This window comes from Microcoleus sp. S13_C5 (genome assembly GCF_036700845.1).
Taxonomy (GTDB): Bacteria; Cyanobacteriota; Cyanobacteriia; order Cyanobacteriales; family Microcoleaceae; genus Microcoleus.
In genome coordinates this window covers 21,982-39,007 of the sequence record NZ_JAUBPR010000006.1, presented here as the reverse complement: position 1 = coordinate 39,007, position 17,026 = coordinate 21,982, and the positions used below count along the sequence as shown (strand labels likewise).

The 17,026-nt window shown below is 44.7% G+C and carries 7 protein-coding genes and 1 pseudogene; 5 read left to right on the top strand and 3 right to left on the bottom strand.

Translation table 11 applies throughout. From position 1 onward, the window contains the following. Positions 1–20: 20 nt before the first annotated feature. From mgtE to QUA04_RS03115, 3 genes are all read right to left on the bottom strand, one after another. Entirely contained in the window at positions 21–1,418 is a 1,398-nt protein-coding gene (gene mgtE / locus QUA04_RS03125; protein WP_333253673.1) for a magnesium transporter, read from the bottom strand. Between the two features lie 199 nt (positions 1,419–1,617). Further along, complete coding sequence (locus QUA04_RS03120; RefSeq protein ID WP_333253671.1) at positions 1,618–3,354, bottom strand: ABC transporter permease subunit; 1,737 nt, start codon at positions 3,352–3,354, stop codon at positions 1,618–1,620. Between the two features lie 222 nt (positions 3,355–3,576). Then, complete coding sequence (locus QUA04_RS03115) at positions 3,577–4,920, bottom strand: nitrate/sulfonate/bicarbonate ABC transporter ATP-binding protein (RefSeq protein ID WP_333253668.1); 1,344 nt, start codon at positions 4,918–4,920, stop codon at positions 3,577–3,579. A 410-nt stretch (positions 4,921–5,330) separates the two neighbouring features. Here QUA04_RS03115 and QUA04_RS03110 point away from each other — a divergent pair, with 410 nt between their 5' ends. The 5 genes and pseudogenes from QUA04_RS03110 to QUA04_RS03090 all read left to right on the top strand — a co-directional run bounded on the left by QUA04_RS03110 (position 5,331) and on the right by QUA04_RS03090 (position 16,862). Then, entirely contained in the window at positions 5,331–5,633 is a 303-nt protein-coding gene (locus QUA04_RS03110) for a hypothetical protein (RefSeq protein ID WP_333253666.1), read from the top strand. Positions 5,634–6,139: 506 nt separating this feature from the next. Continuing rightward, positions 6,140–6,499, top strand: a pseudogene (locus tag QUA04_RS03105) (hypothetical protein); the annotation flags it as partial. A gap of 666 nt (positions 6,500–7,165) precedes the next feature. Continuing rightward, complete coding sequence (locus QUA04_RS03100) at positions 7,166–12,655, top strand: PAS domain S-box protein (RefSeq protein WP_333253664.1); 5,490 nt, start codon at positions 7,166–7,168, stop codon at positions 12,653–12,655. A 126-nt stretch (positions 12,656–12,781) separates the two neighbouring features. Continuing rightward, positions 12,782–15,877 carry a response regulator gene (locus QUA04_RS03095; RefSeq protein ID WP_333253662.1) on the top strand — a complete coding sequence of 1,032 codons (3,096 nt, stop codon included), beginning with the start codon at positions 12,782–12,784 and terminating at the stop codon, positions 15,875–15,877. Between the two features lie 10 nt (positions 15,878–15,887). Continuing rightward, positions 15,888–16,862 carry a diguanylate cyclase gene (locus QUA04_RS03090; protein WP_333253660.1) on the top strand — a complete coding sequence of 325 codons (975 nt, stop codon included), beginning with the start codon at positions 15,888–15,890 and terminating at the stop codon, positions 16,860–16,862. Positions 16,863–17,026: the final 164 nt, after the last annotated feature.

Sequence of the window (17,026 nt, the reverse complement as noted above, 5' to 3'; positions counted from 1 at the left end):
CAGCCATCTAATTAAATATATTAAATCTGCAAAATTAGTCGAGCTAAAGTGAAATAAATCAAGACCCCAAGGACATCAACTGCGGTGGTAATAAAAGGAGCAGACATTAAAGCGGGGTCTAAACCCAAAGAACGAAATAGAAACGGCAGAGCTGAACCGGCAATAGAAGCTAAAATTGCGATCGCAAACAAACTCACTCCCACCGCGAGTGCCACTGCTAAACTCCCTTGCAGAGTGTAAGCCCAGCCCGTCGCTACAGTCCCCAATATACCTCCTAGCAGCGCTCCCGCCATCCCCTCGCGAACAATTACTTGCAACGGGCCCATTGCTGTAATTTCGTCAGTGTTCAAACCGCGAATTACAACAGTTGAGGACTGAGCTCCGACATTGCCTCCAGTGCCAGTCAGCAGGGGAATAAAGGCTGCTAGGGCGACTACTTGGTGCAAAATATCTTCTTGAGCTCTAATAATTGCGCCGGTGACAGTATTAGTTAAAAGCAGAACAAACAGCCACACGACCCTTTTCCGGGCAACGGTGATTAAATCGGTCTGAAAATAATTGTCGCCGCCGGACTGGACGCCGCCCAAGGTATAAATATCTTTGGCTGCTTCTTGTTCTAAAATGTCGATCGCGTCGTCAACTGTAATGATGCCAACCAGACGCTGTTCGCGGTCTACAACGGGCACAGCTAAAAAATCGTAACGCTGGATCAGCCTAGCTACTTCTTCTTGATCCGTACCAGTTTGAACAGAAACTACCTCGCGGGTCATAATTTCGCCGACAGTTTTGTCGAGGGGGGAAGTGACTAAATCCCGCAAAGATAAAATACCTGTCAAGCTGCGTCCGGCGTCGGTGACGTAAAGAGAATAAATTGTTTCGGTAGTTTTAGCCAAAGAGCGAATTCGGTCTAAAGCTTGGGCGACGGTAAAGCTTTCTTTGAGAGAAATATATTCGGGGGTCATGATCCGGCCGGCGGTACTGGCTTCGTAACCCAAAAGTTGGGCCGTTGCTTCTCGTTCCGTCGGGCTCAATTCACCCAACAGGCGACGGACTAATATTGCCGGCAGTTCGTCAAAGAGTTTAGCTCGATCGTCCGGCGACATTTTGTCTACAATGTCAATGACTTCTTGGCGTTTGAATTTTTCGCAGAGGGACTGCTGAACGCTGGAGTCGAGATATTCGTAAACTGCGATTGCTTCGTCTTTGGAAAGCAAGCGGAAAGCTATTACTTGCATAGTTTCTGGCAGGCCTTCGATAGCTTCAGCTATGTCTGCTTCCTGTACCGGGTGCAAAATCGCTTTTGCTCCTTTAAAGTCTCCTTCTTCCAACAAGGCCCTTAACTGCGATCGAACTAATTCCCGCAGTTCCTTTCGCGCGTAGGTGGGTAGAGAAGACGATTGATAATTTGTTTCTGTCACTGATGACTCTCCTAAACCTGGGCTGCGCGCCTTCCTGAATCCAGTTTAGAGCCTATTGACGCCACTGGTTGCAGTTATACGATTTATACGACCGGGGTTAGCAACCCAGTTTCTTCGTGGAGGCTTCACCCCCCAAACCCAGATATATCCTCGAAACCTGTTTTTTTGGTTTGGTATGATGTTTTTTATATTGATCGACTTAAACCAACAATTGATATTTCTCTTCTGCCAAACGGTAAAGTGGCCGCCACACTAAACGGTTAGTCACTACAACCAACAGCGACATCACAGAAGTAGCAGCCAAAAGCAAGGGAAAATTTCCAGATGCCGTCGCCTGAGAAATCGTCTCACCCAAACCGCTTGTGGTAATTATTTCACCTTTAAACTGCACGTATTCACTGACAATACTGGCATTCCAAGCTCCGCCAACCGCCGTAATAATTCCTGTGATTAAATAAGGAAAAATTCCGGGTAGGATTAAAGTTTTCCAGCGCTGAACCAGGGAAAGTTTGTAAACTTGCGCGGCTTCAAACAACTCGGAAGGTATCGATTGAGCCCCGGCAATAACATTAAACAGCAAATACCACATTGTACCCAACATCATCAGCGCTACTGAACCAATTTGCAAGCCTCCTCCAGCGTGAATTAAAGCTAGTAGCAACACTGGGAATAAAGCAGTTGCCGGTACAGAAGCTGCTATTTGTACTAATGGCTGCAAAATTTGAGCTAAACGGGGATTTCGACCGATCGCAACTCCGACCGGCACTGTCCACAACAGCGATAAAAATAGCGCGCAAATGACGCGCAAAGCTGTGAAAAATGCACCTGTCATGACTTTTTGCCAGTCAGACAAATTCAGCAACCGCAGCAGCAGCACCGCTTCCCAAGTTCCCCAAAGCACAATGACGGCAAACCCGCTGACAAATATCCAATTTATCCAATTTCCGATGCGGTTTCGTTGGCGAGGATTTGCTGGTAAATTAACAGGTGCAAAAGCTCTTGCCAAACCACGATCAAAACTGTCGCTGATCGGCGAAATACGCGACTTCAAAACCCGCAGCGTCGCCGATCGCCTGAAAAAATCTAACACATTTGACTGCGGTACATTGGTAGCTTCCACCGCTTGATATTTAAACTTTTCTACCCAAGCAATCAAAGGCTGCCAGATGAAAAAGTCTATGGCTATAATCACCCCAATTAAGACTGCTAACCCCCAGCCGATTGCCCCAAAATTGCCTTCATTGGCTGCCTTGCCCAAATAGGAACCGAGTCCGGGCAAATTAAAGTTTTTATCCCCCAAGGTAAAAGATTCGATCGCAATCAAAAAGAACCAGCCGCCCGCCACTGACATGACGCTATTCCACACCAGTCCGATCGCACCAGCAGGCAATTCTAACGTCCAGAACTGCTGCCAAGCATTCAGTCGATAAACTTGAGCAGCTTCCTTAAGTTCTCGCGGAATCCCGGACAGCGACTGATAGAAACTAAAGGTCATATTCCAAGTCATCCCCGTAAATATTAAGATAATCGATGCGATTTCTACACCGATTCTTTGACCTGGAAATAAGGTAACTAGCGCTAAAACAACTCCCGGCAAAAAAGATAAAACTGGAATCGACTGCAAAATGTCTAACAACGGAATTAAAATTTTTGCGACTAGGGGAAAGCGGTAAGCAGAATAAGCATAAACTAGGGTAAACAGCAGCGATAAAAAATAGGCTGCTACCATGCGTAAGAGACTCTGGGCTGTATATGCGGGCAAGACATTTAGGGTAGTCTCAATTTTGAAATTTGGGTTGTAGTCACTGCTGAATTGAGAAGCTGTTTGGACAATTACCAAAATTAGAGAGAAGATGGCTAGAATCAGCAAACCGTCTTGCCAAGTCCAAGCTGACCTTTCTAAAGTTTTATTGGCGGGTGTTAGAGGTCTTGTCATAATAATTAGTTATTGCGAATGGGGAATCGGGCATCGGGCATCGGTTATTGGTTATTAGTTATTGATGATTAGTTATTAGTTATTAGTTATTAGTTATTGATTATTGGTTATTAGAGGCAGAGCGTCCGGGTTGGTATGCCCCTGCAGAGCCTGGGAACAAGACTAAGATACCAACAAATAACAATAAAAACCAACAAATAACAAATAATAAATAACAAATAACTACTCATTTTTTGCTTCTGATTCTAAGAAGATTTCGCCCCCTGGCTCATCGTAACTGTATAACTCTGCATAGCGACCCCAGTCAATAGCAGTTTGCAATTGCCGCATTGCTTCTTGGGGGCTAAAGTGGGCTTCGAGAATATCCAAAATCAACTCTTCAGAAATGCGGTGATTGCGCTTGGCCTGAAGCATTCGAGAAATTTGCTTTACGAGCCGAATATTGCTGAGAATTTGGGTGCGAACAATTTGTTTGCGCTGGTCAATTCCGCCGGCAATGAACTGAATGCCAACTGGAGTTAAAATGAGGTCGCCTTCTTGGATTACCAAAAAATCCATTAATTTTGCTCCTTCCACGATCGGCAAAATGTCGTCAACCTCTAACATTAATTCTTGACCGAGGCGGTAGAGGTCTTTCTCCTTGCGGTCTTCCAAGAGTTCCAACAGGCCTGCGATCGCACCAATTCGCACCTGCGGCAGAGATTGGTATTTAGCGCTTTGAGCGGGTTGAGGTTGAGACACAGCAGCGGCACTTTCTGCAGGTGGAGTTACTGTTTCGTCGCTCAAGTCGGGATTGGTGAGAATTTTGTAAACTTGGTCTACAAGACCTTGGAATTCCCCAGTTTTGCGATCGCGGTAGTGGGGCAAAGTCACTGTCAATTCGGCGCGAATTCGCCCCGGATTGCGGCCCAAGACTACAACTCGATCGGCTAAAATTACCGCTTCCTCAATTCCGTGAGTTACGATTAACACCGCTTTAGTAGGAATCTTCTTTTCCAGCCACAAATCTAATAACTCAAACCGCAAGTTTTCTGCCGTCAGCACATCTAAAGCTGAAAACGGTTCATCCATGCAAAGCAATTCGGGTTCCACCGCCAAAGCTCTAGCAAATCCCACCCGCTGTCGCATCCCGCCGGAAAGTTCTTTCGGATAAGCATTTTCAAATCCGTCTAAACCTATAATGTCAATCATCCGCAAGGCTTTTTGTCGCCGCGGTTCGGGCAATTCTCCTTTAGCTTTTAAGCCTAATTCTACATTTTCTAGTACCGTCAGCCAGGGATAAAGGGCAAAGTTTTGAAATACAATTGCCACTCCAGGATTTAAGCCGACTAAAGGACGATTGTGGTAGAGAACTTGACCGTCTGTGGGCGGAATAAGTCCGGCAATCATCCGCATTAATGTTGATTTTCCCGAACCGGAAGGACCGAGCAAAGCTACTATTTCGCCCGATCGCAAATCTAAATTAATTGGCTCTAAAATAGAGATTTTTTGACCGTTGGGCTGCGAGTAAGCTTTGCTAACGCCTTCTAAGGTAATAAGGCACTCTGTTGGTGTTTTAACTACCACAACTAAACCTCCTCGCTTGTTGTTTAACTTTACTCTGTAGTCATTAGTCTGTAGTCATTAGTCTGTAGTCGTTAATGAAAAAGTCTGGGAAACTCACAACTGATAAAAGATAATTGATATCAGTTTTGTCAAATAATACAACTGTAGGCCCGTGCTCCAAACCAAGATGCAGTCACTCATTCCCAATCGAAAATCCAAAATGGTATGGCTGCCGAGTATTCGGTCAATTTTCTGTGACAGACGATCGCTTTTTCACCAGCAACAAGACTGGAAAAGCAGCGAGTTGGAGCGCAACTGAAAATATAACCAGCCAAGTAATTGAGCGATCGTAAAAAATTATCATCGCCCAACTGCCCAGAAATCACGATCAGCCATAGCCTGTGTTAAATATCCCATAGGCCGAACCTCTTTTGTCTGCAGACACGAGTCGAGCTACGGCTGCTTTCAAAATCGATTCCTGGACTCCCATACCTATACCCCATAAAGTCATTCCTAGCAATCCCCCCTGCCCATTTCTGAACAATACCAAGGGGGCAAACAGTGAAGAAAAAATCACTGCAAACATCATCGCCCAAATGCCGAGGCGATCGAACTTGCCTTTCAAAAATCAGGGCTGCGAGCGCCTCACTCCCCATCAGCCAAGGGTAAAATATAGAAATCTGGCTATCAAATGTGATCGCGCTTCTGTGGAAGTCAGTCGATTGGAGATTTGAGACTTCGGTGTGAGCGCGAGCGTCGAAGGATTTGAGATTTTAGATTTACTCCACAGATGAATCTGGGAGCTGGAAAAAGAGTCTAAAATTTTTATCTCTCCACCACAGGAGCCGGGGCTTATATCCGTTTTTGCGTCTCGTCAAAGGCAATTAAGGGAAAATCCCATAGCCAGCCCCAATCAACCCTAAAGTATCTAAAGAAACCCTAAACAGCCCCGGCAGCCCTTTTTTGATTTCTAAGGCTCCTGCTTCAAAATCGCGCGGATTAAGATAAATTTGCTGAAGAACCAACAGAACTATACCAATCCTCGCATCATTTGTCAATTTCTTACTCCCCCCCGCGGGTTCGGGGAGAGTTGGGGTGGGGTGGGGTAAAAAATTTACGACTCCTGCAAGGATTTCTATATCAGCCCCAAAAAAGCTGGCACAGCCAAAACCGCAAAGCCGACTCGATTACCAAATTGCTTTGCCCTGCGATCGGCTATCATGAATAACGACGCTGGCGATCGCTATTGGATACCGTGCAGTTGCTCGGCGTCCGACTCGATCAACCGCGAAATGTTAACTACGTAAATCCTTTCTTCTTCAGCGTCACGGGTTATACATATAAAGAAGTTTTGGGCAAGAATAGGTTTGAAAATTTATTACCTTGCTCTAGTCAAAAATTAATTAAAACTGTCAATATTACCGGGAGCATCTCAATGAAAGCAGCCCAGCTAGAAATAGGAGTTTTGAGGCAAGAGTCAGAAGGATGGAGCCAGAAGAAGGGTTTTTACAAATATGAACTCCTCCCATATCACCTACCAGCAGTGATAGTGAATCCCCTCGATCCAGCTAGGCTTCCTGTTCAAACTGCCAATGTGTAGGGCTGGGATTTAGACTCTCAGATCAAATCAAGGAACAGGGAACAGGAAAAGCATTTTATGTAGGAATGGGTTTCACAAGCTGCATCTGAATAGTGTAGAATTATAACACACCAGAGCGGACATTACAAGGTGTGTATTGTGGGATAAAAATTTTCTGCGATCTTAATTTTATTACGGAATGTTTAAACTTGTATCTTTTCCTTAACCCTTTTATATTCTTTACCAAATCTTTATTCTTTTTCTCTTGAGTGTTGCTATGGTTGCTTCAAGCGAGTTTACAGCACTTTGTAACAAGAGTGAAATACCCTTTAGTTAAAAAAGAGGTCTTTATGACACACTGTCCCTGCTGCTCGAATCAAATGCTGCGTCACGTTCACGAGCATCAACTCTACTGGTTTTGTCGCCAATGTTGGCAAACAATTCCTATTTACAATCGGAACAGATGTGGCTCATCGCCCTCTATAAATCTAGTTAAAGGGCCAGGGGTTAAGGAACAAAATTCTTTACCGATGGAATTTAACAGCTCAACTTAGGGGGTATAAAGTTTAGAGATTGCCTTATCGCTAACTGGTTTTCAGGCTCAAGACTTACTTTTATTGCATCATTAAATTACCCAAGCATAGCCCAACAAATTGCCGACTGCTCTATTCATCTATCGCTTAATTTATGGTGATACCTCGACGCAACGTAATTATAAGTTTACGCCAAACACCACTTAAACGATTGCTACCTCTTTTGTTTGGTGTGGTGGCGTCTCTTGCTGTTTTATTTACGTGGCAACAGCTAACCATTAACGGACAAATTCACATCGAGCAGTTAATTCAGCAGGAAGCCAATGCGATTCAGTCACAACTGACCGAAGGATTATCCATTCGGGTGCTGACACTTCGGCAAATGGCGAATCGCTGGGAAGCCAATGGCGGTACACCAAAGGCTCTTTGGGAAGCCGATGCTGAGGCTTATGTAAAGGATTTCTACGGTTATCAGGCGATCGCATTAGTCGATCCATCATTTAAAGTGCGATGGGTTGTGCCACTGGCCGGGAATGAGGCAGCGCCAAACCTCGATTTTACTCGGGAACTCCGTCGCAAAATTACTTTGCAAGTAGCTCGTGATTTGCGTCAACCTATCTTAAGTCGCAATATTTCACTTGTTCAAGGAGAGCAAGGATTTATAGCAAGTTTTCCTTTATTTGTAGGGGAACGATTTGATGGGTTTATTGTCGGATTTTTTCAGTTTAAAACTCTATTTGACAGTATTTTAAAAGTGCCACCCGGGTACCATGTGGCTATCTATGCTGGCACAGATTTGATATACGGTCAAGAGATTTTTTCTCAATACTCAGAGCTGAAAACATTTGTAGAGAAAGCGTATGGTGTAGACTGGCGCATAGATGTTTCTCCAACTTTAGATTTAGTAGAAAGTGTCAAGTTTTATTGGCAGAGAGTGGTATTAATTGGTGGTTTAGTTTTAGTTTTGCTGCTTATGTGGGTCGTGTATCTCGCACAAGTTAGTTATGGCAAAGTCGATAGATTCAAAAAAGCCAATCGCCAGTTGCAATGGGAAATTCACCAGCGACAACAGGCAGAAATTGCGATCGCCCGACTAGCTGCGATCGTTGAATCTTCGGAAGATGCCATTATCAGCAAAGATTTAGAGGGTGTAGTTACAAGTTGGAATATAGGAGCAGAAACAATTTTTGGCTATACAGCGGCCGAAATAGTAGGGCAATCAGGGAGAAAACTGATTCCCACAGACTATCGAGATGAGGAAAACGAAATCCTCACCAAAATCCAGCGAGGAGAACGCATCGAACAGTACGATACAAAGAGGCTGAGGAAAGATGGAACATTAATCGATGTCTCGATGAGTGTCTCCCCCATTAAAGACCAAGCAGGGAATATAATTGGAGCCTCAAAGATTTCCCGGAATATTGCTGACCGCAAACAAGCAGAAGCAGCACTACGTGAAAGTGAAGAACGCTGGGAACTGTCTGTACGCGGAAATAATGACGGCATTTGGGATTGGAATGTTCAAACCAATGAGGTCTTCTTTTCTAGTCGCTGGAAGGAAATGCTGGGCTATGAAGACCATGAAATCCAAAACATTCGAGACGAATGGGCTAATCTGGTACATCCCGATGATTTGGGATGGGTTATGCAAGCCATTCAAGACCATTTTGCCAAGAAAACTCCTTTTTATATCACAGAACATCGCGTTCGCTGCAAAGATGGTTCCTACAAATGGATTTTGGATCGCGGTCAGGCACTTTGGGATGATGCAGGTAACGTAATTCGGATGGCTGGCTCTCACACCGACATTACGGAGCGCAAGCAAGCTGAAGTTGCTTTACAGGTCAGCGAAGCCAGATATCGGCAATTGATCGATAACTTAAATGCGGGTTTTGTGATTCATGCGACAGATACCAGCATCCAATTATGTAATGAAACGGCCTGTGAATTACTAGGGCTTTCCATGGATCAAATGCTGGGAAAAACTGCGATATCTCCGGCTTGGCATTTTGTGCGCGAAGATGGCAGCGTTATGCCCCTAGAGGAATATCCGGTGAATCAGGTTTTATCCAGTGGAAGTTCCCTCAAAAATTATATTTTAGGAATTAAAAAAGAAATTGATAGTTGTGTTTGGGTATTAGTTAATGCCTACCCGGAGCTCGATCCAAACGGTAAAATCACACAAGTTGTAGTTACGTTTATTGATATTAGTAAACGCAAAAAAGTAGAGCAGGACATCCAAAACACTCGCAATTTCTTACAAGCACTGCTAGATAATTTACCTGTGGCGGTTTTTGTTAAGGATGCACAGCCTAAACAATTTGGCGTATTTCAGTTTTGGAATAAAACTAGCGAACGGTTATTTGGCATCTCAACCGAACAAGCGATCGGCAAAAGCTGTTATGATTTTTTCCCAATAGAACAGGCTATCTTTTTCGACAAAAAGGATAGAGAAGCCTTTGAGAAAGGTAAAACTGAGGATATTCTCGAAGAAGTTATTGACAGTCATAGTCTGGGTCAACGTTGGCTGCATACAATGAAGATTCCCATTTATGACGAGCAGCATCAGCCCCAGTACCTACTTTGTTTTTCAGAAGATATCACCGATCGCAAACACGCAGAAGCAGAGCTTAGAGAAATGAGTGAGGTGATGAAAAATGCGCTGTCCGGTATTTCCAAAATAGACACTCAAGGGCGTTACCTCTATGTCAATAAAGCATATTCTGACGTGACAGGCTATCAGCCAGAAGAAATGATCGGGATGTCCTGGGAAAAAACCGTAGATCCCGATGAGTTGAAAAAACTGGTTGCAGCCTATGGGCTGATGGTGCAAGAGGGCAGAGTTGAAGTTGAAACCAGAGGGGTTCGTAAAGATAGTTCGGTTTTTTATAAGCAATTGGTGATGATTTCAATTTACGACGAACAGCACCAATTTATGGGGCATTACTGCTTCATGAAAGATATTAGCGATCGCAAAAAAGCCGAACTTGCACTAGAACAGGAACTCCTGCGGAGTAAAACCTTCTTCAACACTTCACTGGACGGTGTTGTTGTCATGGATTGGGTCGGAAATGTTGTCGAAGCTAGTCCCAGTTTTGCTCAAATGCTTGGCTACACCCTAGAAGAAACCCTGAATCAGAGTGTGTTTGATTGGGATGCTGAATGGACGAGGGAAGAACTACAACTTATGCTCCAGAGAGAGGAGGTTATTCCGCTGTTTGAGACGCGACATCGCCGCCAGGATGGTTCTGTATATGACGTGGAAATTAGCTGGAACCGGGTGGAATTAGAAGATCAGATGATGAACTTCTGTATCTGCCGGGATATTAGCGATCGCAAACGGAGTGAAGCGGAACGCCAACAAGCAGAACAGGCACTCCGAGAGAGTGAAACTCGCTTCCAAGCCTTCATGAATCACAGCCCTGCCCCTGCCTGGATTACCGATGAAAATGGTGTAATGCTCTATGCCAGCCAGACTTATCTCAATACCTTCGATCTACCCACTGACAATGTGATTGGAAAATCCATTTTTGAACTTTACCCCGCCGCCTTCGCCCAACAATTTCTAGACAATATCCAAAGGGTTGCTCAAACCAACGAGCTAATTGAAACGATTGAGATTGCGTCCCGTCGAGATGGAACCCTGGCTGAATTTCTGGTTTACAAATTTCTCATCCCCGACTTATCTGGACAAATGCTAGTAGGTGGTGTGGCGATCGATGTGACACGACAACATCAAGCGGAAACCGCTTTACAACTGAGTGAAGAACGCTTAATGCTGGCACTAGAAGCCTCTGGAGATGGACTATGGGATTGGAAAATTGAAACTGGAGAAGTTTACATTAATTCCTACTACCAGGAGATGCTGGGCTACAAGCCCGGTGAGTTGGTGATGGATGTGAACGTCTGGGCACAGATGATTCACCCTGATGATAAATTCTGGGTTTTTGAGGATCTCAATAGCAACTTACAAGATAACTCTCTCAAATATGCCTTTGATTATCGTGTGCGTTGCAAGTCAGGTGAGTGGAAGTGGATCGCTAACTACGCGAAAGTCGTTGCCTACGATGAACATGGTAAGCCTTTACGGATGATTGGAACGCACAAAGACATCAGCGATCGCAAATGTAAAGAACTGGCACTGCAGCACGCAATGGAAGCCGCAGAAGCAGCGAACTTGGCAAAAAGTACCTTCCTCGCCAATATGAGCCACGAATTACGCACTCCTCTCAATGTAATTCTAGGATTTGCCCAAGTGATGACCCATGACCCCTCCCTGACTCCCAACCAAAAAGAAGACTTGCAAACAATTCGTCGCAGTGGCGATCACCTCTTGAGTTTGATTAACGATGTGCTGGATCTCTCGAAAATTGAATCGGGACACTGCACAGTTGAACAAAGCGGATTGGACTTAATTGCGCTGCTGCATTCCCTCCGAAATATGTTGGCGGAACGAGCAAGTTCTAAAGGACTTGGCCTTTGTTTCGACATTGCGCCAGAAGTTCCCCAATTTATGCTGGTCGATGCTCAAAAACTGCGCCAGGTTTTGCTCAATCTGCTGAGTAATGCCATCAAATTTACCAATCGGGGAAGCATTACTTTGCAAGTCAGCATTGAGGCTTCCGGTACAGGGGCATTAACCACAACTCGGCCGATTCTCCAGTTTGTAGTCGCTGACACAGGTGTAGGGATTGCATCGGTCGAACTCTGTACCATCTTCGATGCGTTTGTGCAAGCCCAAGCTGGGAAGCGATCGACGGGCGGTACGGGGCTAGGTCTAACCATTAGCCGCAAATTGTTGGAACTCATGGGCGGAAAAATTTCTGTCAGCAGCACTCTGGGACAGGGGAGTACCTTCACCTTTACCCTTCCCGTCAGCCCCATCAGTGGAGTTAATGTTACACCCGAAGAGAATAATCGCCTCGTGATTGGGCTGGCTCCCAGTCAAGGGGATCATCGCATTTTGGTGGTTGATGATCAACCAGAAAATCGCTTGCTAATGGTCAGATTACTGACACAATTAGGATTAGAGGTAAAAGAAGCTACCAACGGACAGGAAGCGGTGCAGATGTGGCAACAATGGCAACCCGACCTAACCTGGATGGACATTCGGATGCCCGTGTTAGATGGATACGAGGCTACGAAGCAAATTCGGGCAAGGGAAGACGGACAGAACAGTATCATTATTGCACTTACGGCCCAGGCTTCCCAGAGCGATCGCGCCCTCGCCTTGGCTGCTGGCTGCAACGACTACATCAGCAAGCCCTTCCGGGAACAGACCCTATTTCTTAAGATGGCGGAATACCTAGGTTTAGAGTATGTATATGAGGAAGAGGAAACAGAAAAGGGGGAACGGGGAACAGATTGTTTTCCTTCTTACCTGTGTTCTGTTGCCTCTTCCGTTTCAGATTCCCTCGATCCAACGCTTCTGGCGACGTTACCAAAAGAATGGGTGGTTGAGTTGGAAGATGCTGCTTTATGTGGGGATGATGTTGCGATCTTTGAACTGGTAGCTCAACTTTCCTCAGAACTCACTCAATTCGGTACTCATCTGACGGAACTCGCCAACCAGTATCAATTTGAGAAAATCATTAATCTAATTCGAGGTAATTTCTCAAGTGGAATTCCTCCGTTGGATTTATAAGCTGTTGTGCAGTTAAACGTTTGATTAGGACTAGAGAATTAGGAACAGCCAACAAGAATACACTCTAGTTAGTTGTAATCCTGGAACAAAACCTCCTTAAATTTTATTGAAAATTCCTGCTCTAAAATGCCTCATAAAATTACCAACTTCTCCCAAATCACTTCTTTCACTTTAACAAGTTTAGAGGAATGTAGTGAAGAATCAGTGTATGCTCCCGGTCATATTCAGCCCCACGGAATCGTTTTATTGCTGCAAGGAAACAGCCTCAATATTTTACAAGCTAGCGAAAATGTAGAACAGTTTTTTGGCATTTCTGCCGAAGAATTGCTAGGTCAGCCATTGCCAGGGTTATTGGGTCACGAGCAAGTACAAGAAATTGTCAGGTATCTAAATCAAGAACAACTCAACATTCATAATATTTTTGATATAAAAATACCTCTCAAAGACGGCAAAATTCAAACATTTAGAAGCACACTGCATCAGCTAGCAGATGAGTTAATTCTGGAACTAGAACCCCAATTGACTCTTGAAAATAATCATTCAATCGATTTTTATCAGCGTCTGCAAACAGTTATCCTCAACTTTCGCAGTGCGATCGGTATTTCTGATTTAGCTCAAACCATTGCTAGAGAAGTAAAAGCCATCACCGGGTTCGATCGCGTGATGATTTATCGCTTTGAAGCTGATGACCATGGGGTGGTGATTGCTGAAGAGAAAGAAAGCTATCTAGAAAGCTACCTGGGATTGCATTACCCGGCGATCGATATTCCCGTACCCGCCCGCAAATTGTTTTACAGCAATTGGGTGCGCCAAATTCCCAATATCAATTACACCCCGGCCCGCCTAATTCCCACCAACCATCCCCTAACCAATACACCCCAGGATTTAAGTGCTTGTGTGTTAAGGGGAGTATCTCCCTACCACATTGAATATTTGCAGAATATGGGAGTTGCTGGGACACTGACGATTTCGTTAATTGACGATCGGCGCCTTTGGGGATTAATTGCCTGTCACCATTACAGCCCGCGATTGGTAGATTACGAAACTCGCAAAACCTGTGAGTTTTTAGGACAATTTGCCTCGATCGAACTGGTGCATCAGCAAGAGCGAGAATTGAACGTTTACCGATCGCAGGCGAAAACTATTCAGGATCAACTTCAGCAGGCATTCCGGCGAGATTCTAATTTTATCCAACAGGTATTGACAGAAAATGCTTCTCAATTGCTAGATTTAGTTCATGCTCAGGGAGCCGCAATTCTGCTCGATGGTCGTCTGACATTGGTGGGTAAAACACCATCAGAAACTGAGGTTGACGAACTCGTGCAGTGGTTGCTGCAACAGAACAAAGAACGAGTGTTTGCAACAGCTTCTTTGTCTCAGTTGTATCCCCAAGCCAAGCAATTCAAAGAACGAGCTAGCGGTGTTTTAGCAATCTCAATCTTCCTATCCTACGCCAAACAAAAGTCATACCATATCCTTTGGTTCCGACCCGAACAAATTCAAACCATAAACTGGGCAGGTAATCCACACGATGCTGTGTCGATCGACGAAATTGGAAAAATGCACCTGTGTCCCCGCCAATCCTTTGAACTGTGGCAAGAGACAGTGCGGGAGATGTCTTATCCGTGGCAGATTGCAGAGTTAGAAGCTGCCGCCGAAATGAGACATATCCTCATGCTGGCGGTGTTAGAATTTTCGCAAACTGCCCTAGAACACGCTGCTGAAAGGGCAGCTATAGCCAACCGTGCCAAAAGCCAGTTCCTTGCCAACATGAGCCACGAACTCAGAACGCCACTCAACGCCATTCTGGGATTTACCCAGCTTATGAACCGCAGCCCCTATATCCCAGAAGAATTTCAAGAGCATTTAGGGATCATTACCCGTAGTGGAGAACACCTGCTGACATTGATTGACGATGTTTTGCAAATGTCTAGGATTGAAGCAGGGCAATTGGTATTGAGTAAAAGCTGTTTTAATCTGCATCGACTGCTAGGTTCTATTAATGAAATGTTCACCATCAAAGCGCCTGAGAAAGGGTTACATCTGAGCAGCGAGTGGGATGCTACTGTCCCCCGTTATGTCTGTGGTGATCAAGCAAAACTTCGCCAAATCTTGATTAATCTGCTGGGGAACGCGCTCAAATTTACAACAACAGGAAGCATAGCCCTGCGCGGACGAGCTTTTTCATCAGATGATATGGCATCCGGTACAATTGGCGATCGCGCCAATAATCGACCCGATATTAAACCAACTATTACCCTGTGTCTCGAAGTTGAGGATACCGGATCTGGTATTTCTCCCTCAGATTTAGAATCAATTTTTGAGGCTTTCAGGCAAACCAATCGCGGTCGTCACGATCGAGGAACAGGTTTAGGATTGTCTATCAGTCGTGAGTTTGCGCGTCTGATGGGAGGCGATATCACCGTGCGAAGCACCCTGAATCGAGGCTCGACTTTTACCTGCCAAGTCGTTTTGGAACTACCAGAGTCCGTTGATTTAGAGGAACCTGAAATTAGCGATCGGATTATCGGGATCGAACCTGGGCAAGCTATCTACCGAATTCTAGTAGTAGAAGACGTTCCAGAAAATCGGCAACTGCTGGTGACGCTGCTGGAGTCAGTTGGGTTTGATGTGTGTGCGGTGGAAAATGGGGTAGAGGCGATCGCTCGTTGGCAAACATGGCACCCTGACCTGATTTTGATGGACATTCAAATGCCTGTCATGGATGGTTATGAAGCGACGAGACAGATTCGAGCACAAGAGTCATTAGTCATTAGTCATGGGTCATCAGCAGATAACTCAGGGCAAATGTCAGAGGACAACAGGCAAATTACACGCATCATTGCCCTCACTGCCTATGCTTTTGAAGACGATCGTATCGCCAGCCTGCAAGTCGGTTGCGATGACTACATTGCCAAGCCGTTTACTGAAGACACACTTTTCAACAAAATAGCTCATCACTTGGGTGTGCGCTACTGCTACGCCGAAAAAGTTTCGCCAGACTCATCAGCTTCGCCACCACAGATACTTACTCCAGACTTGAAAACCATGCCCACCCAGTGGATTGCAGAAGTTCATGAAGCAGCACTTGATCTTAGTGATAATAAGCTTTATGAACTTATCGCTCAAATTCCCAAGGAGAAACAACATTTCATCGAGGCGATGACATCTCTGGTCGATAACTTTCAGCTTGAAGCGATCGCAACTCTCACCCAGATTTAGGAATAAGACGATGACAAATCTATTCAAACTTGCGGCCGAAACGAATATTCTCATCGTGGATGATACGCCAGACAATTTGCGCTTGTTAGCCAAAATTCTAGAGTCACAGGGCTATATTGTCCGTAAAGCCCTCAACGGCAGAATGGCACTCCAAGGTGTTCATCGCGACCCACCTGCTCTGATTTTACTTGACATCAATATGCCGGAGATGAATGGGTACGAAGTGTGCCAAAAGTTAAAAGCATCGGAAGCGAGTGCTCAGATCCCGATTATTTTTATCAGTGCGCTCGAACGACTGGAAAACAAGGTTCAAGCCTTTGAACTGGGTTGTGTAGACTATATTACCAAACCCTTTCAAGAGCAGGAAGTTCTGATGCGAGTAAAAAATCAATTACTCATCCAACAGCAACGCCAACAACTACTCGAACAAAATCAACGTTTAGAACACGAAATCCAAGAACGTCTGAGGGCAGAAGCAGAAGTAAGACAGCTATCCGTGACAGATGAATTAACTGGATTATATAACCGACGAGGCTTCTTTTTACTAGCAAATCAACAACTAAAAATTGCTCGACGCACCCAAACATCCTATTTTATTTTGTTTGCTGACTTAGATGGTTTGAAAAAGATTAACGACACTTTAGGACACGAAATGGGAGACAGAGTAATCGTTGATGCCGCTCAAATATTGAAGCAAACCTTTCGTGAGGCGGATATTGTGGCTCGACTGGGAGGAGATGAATTTGCTTTATTTATTCCTAACTTTTCGGGTGATTCATCTACTAATTTCCATTCTCGGCTCCAAGAAAATATAGATCGTTTTAATCAACAGTCCGAGCGAGCTTATATATCAATAAGTCTTGGTGTCGAGTTTGGGGATTTAAATAATGAAATTTTATTAGAACACTTGCTGGCAAAGGCTGACAAACTCATGTACGAGCATAAACGCACGAAACGCTGTTTAAATCCTCAACCGTTCTTTTGAGAACAGCGAGAGGAAGCACCATAAGCATTATTTATTAAACGTGAGTTCAACCGAGAAAGAGTAAACTGAAAACAAGATAGGGAAACAGCTTGAAGACTTTAGACCCTCAGCCGGAAAATACGATGCAGTACACATCATCACACCTAAACCTGACAGGGTAGCAA

Coding starts and splice junctions, on each gene's coding strand:
- QUA04_RS03120 (WP_333253671.1), bottom strand. CDS start 3,354: ATGACAAGACCTCTAACACCCGCCAATAAAACTTTAGAAAGGTCAGCT.
- QUA04_RS03100 (WP_333253664.1), top strand. CDS start 7,166: ATGGTGATACCTCGACGCAACGTAATTATAAGTTTACGCCAAACACCA.
- QUA04_RS03095 (WP_333253662.1), top strand. CDS start 12,782: ATGCCTCATAAAATTACCAACTTCTCCCAAATCACTTCTTTCACTTTA.
- QUA04_RS03090 (WP_333253660.1), top strand. CDS start 15,888: ATGACAAATCTATTCAAACTTGCGGCCGAAACGAATATTCTCATCGTG.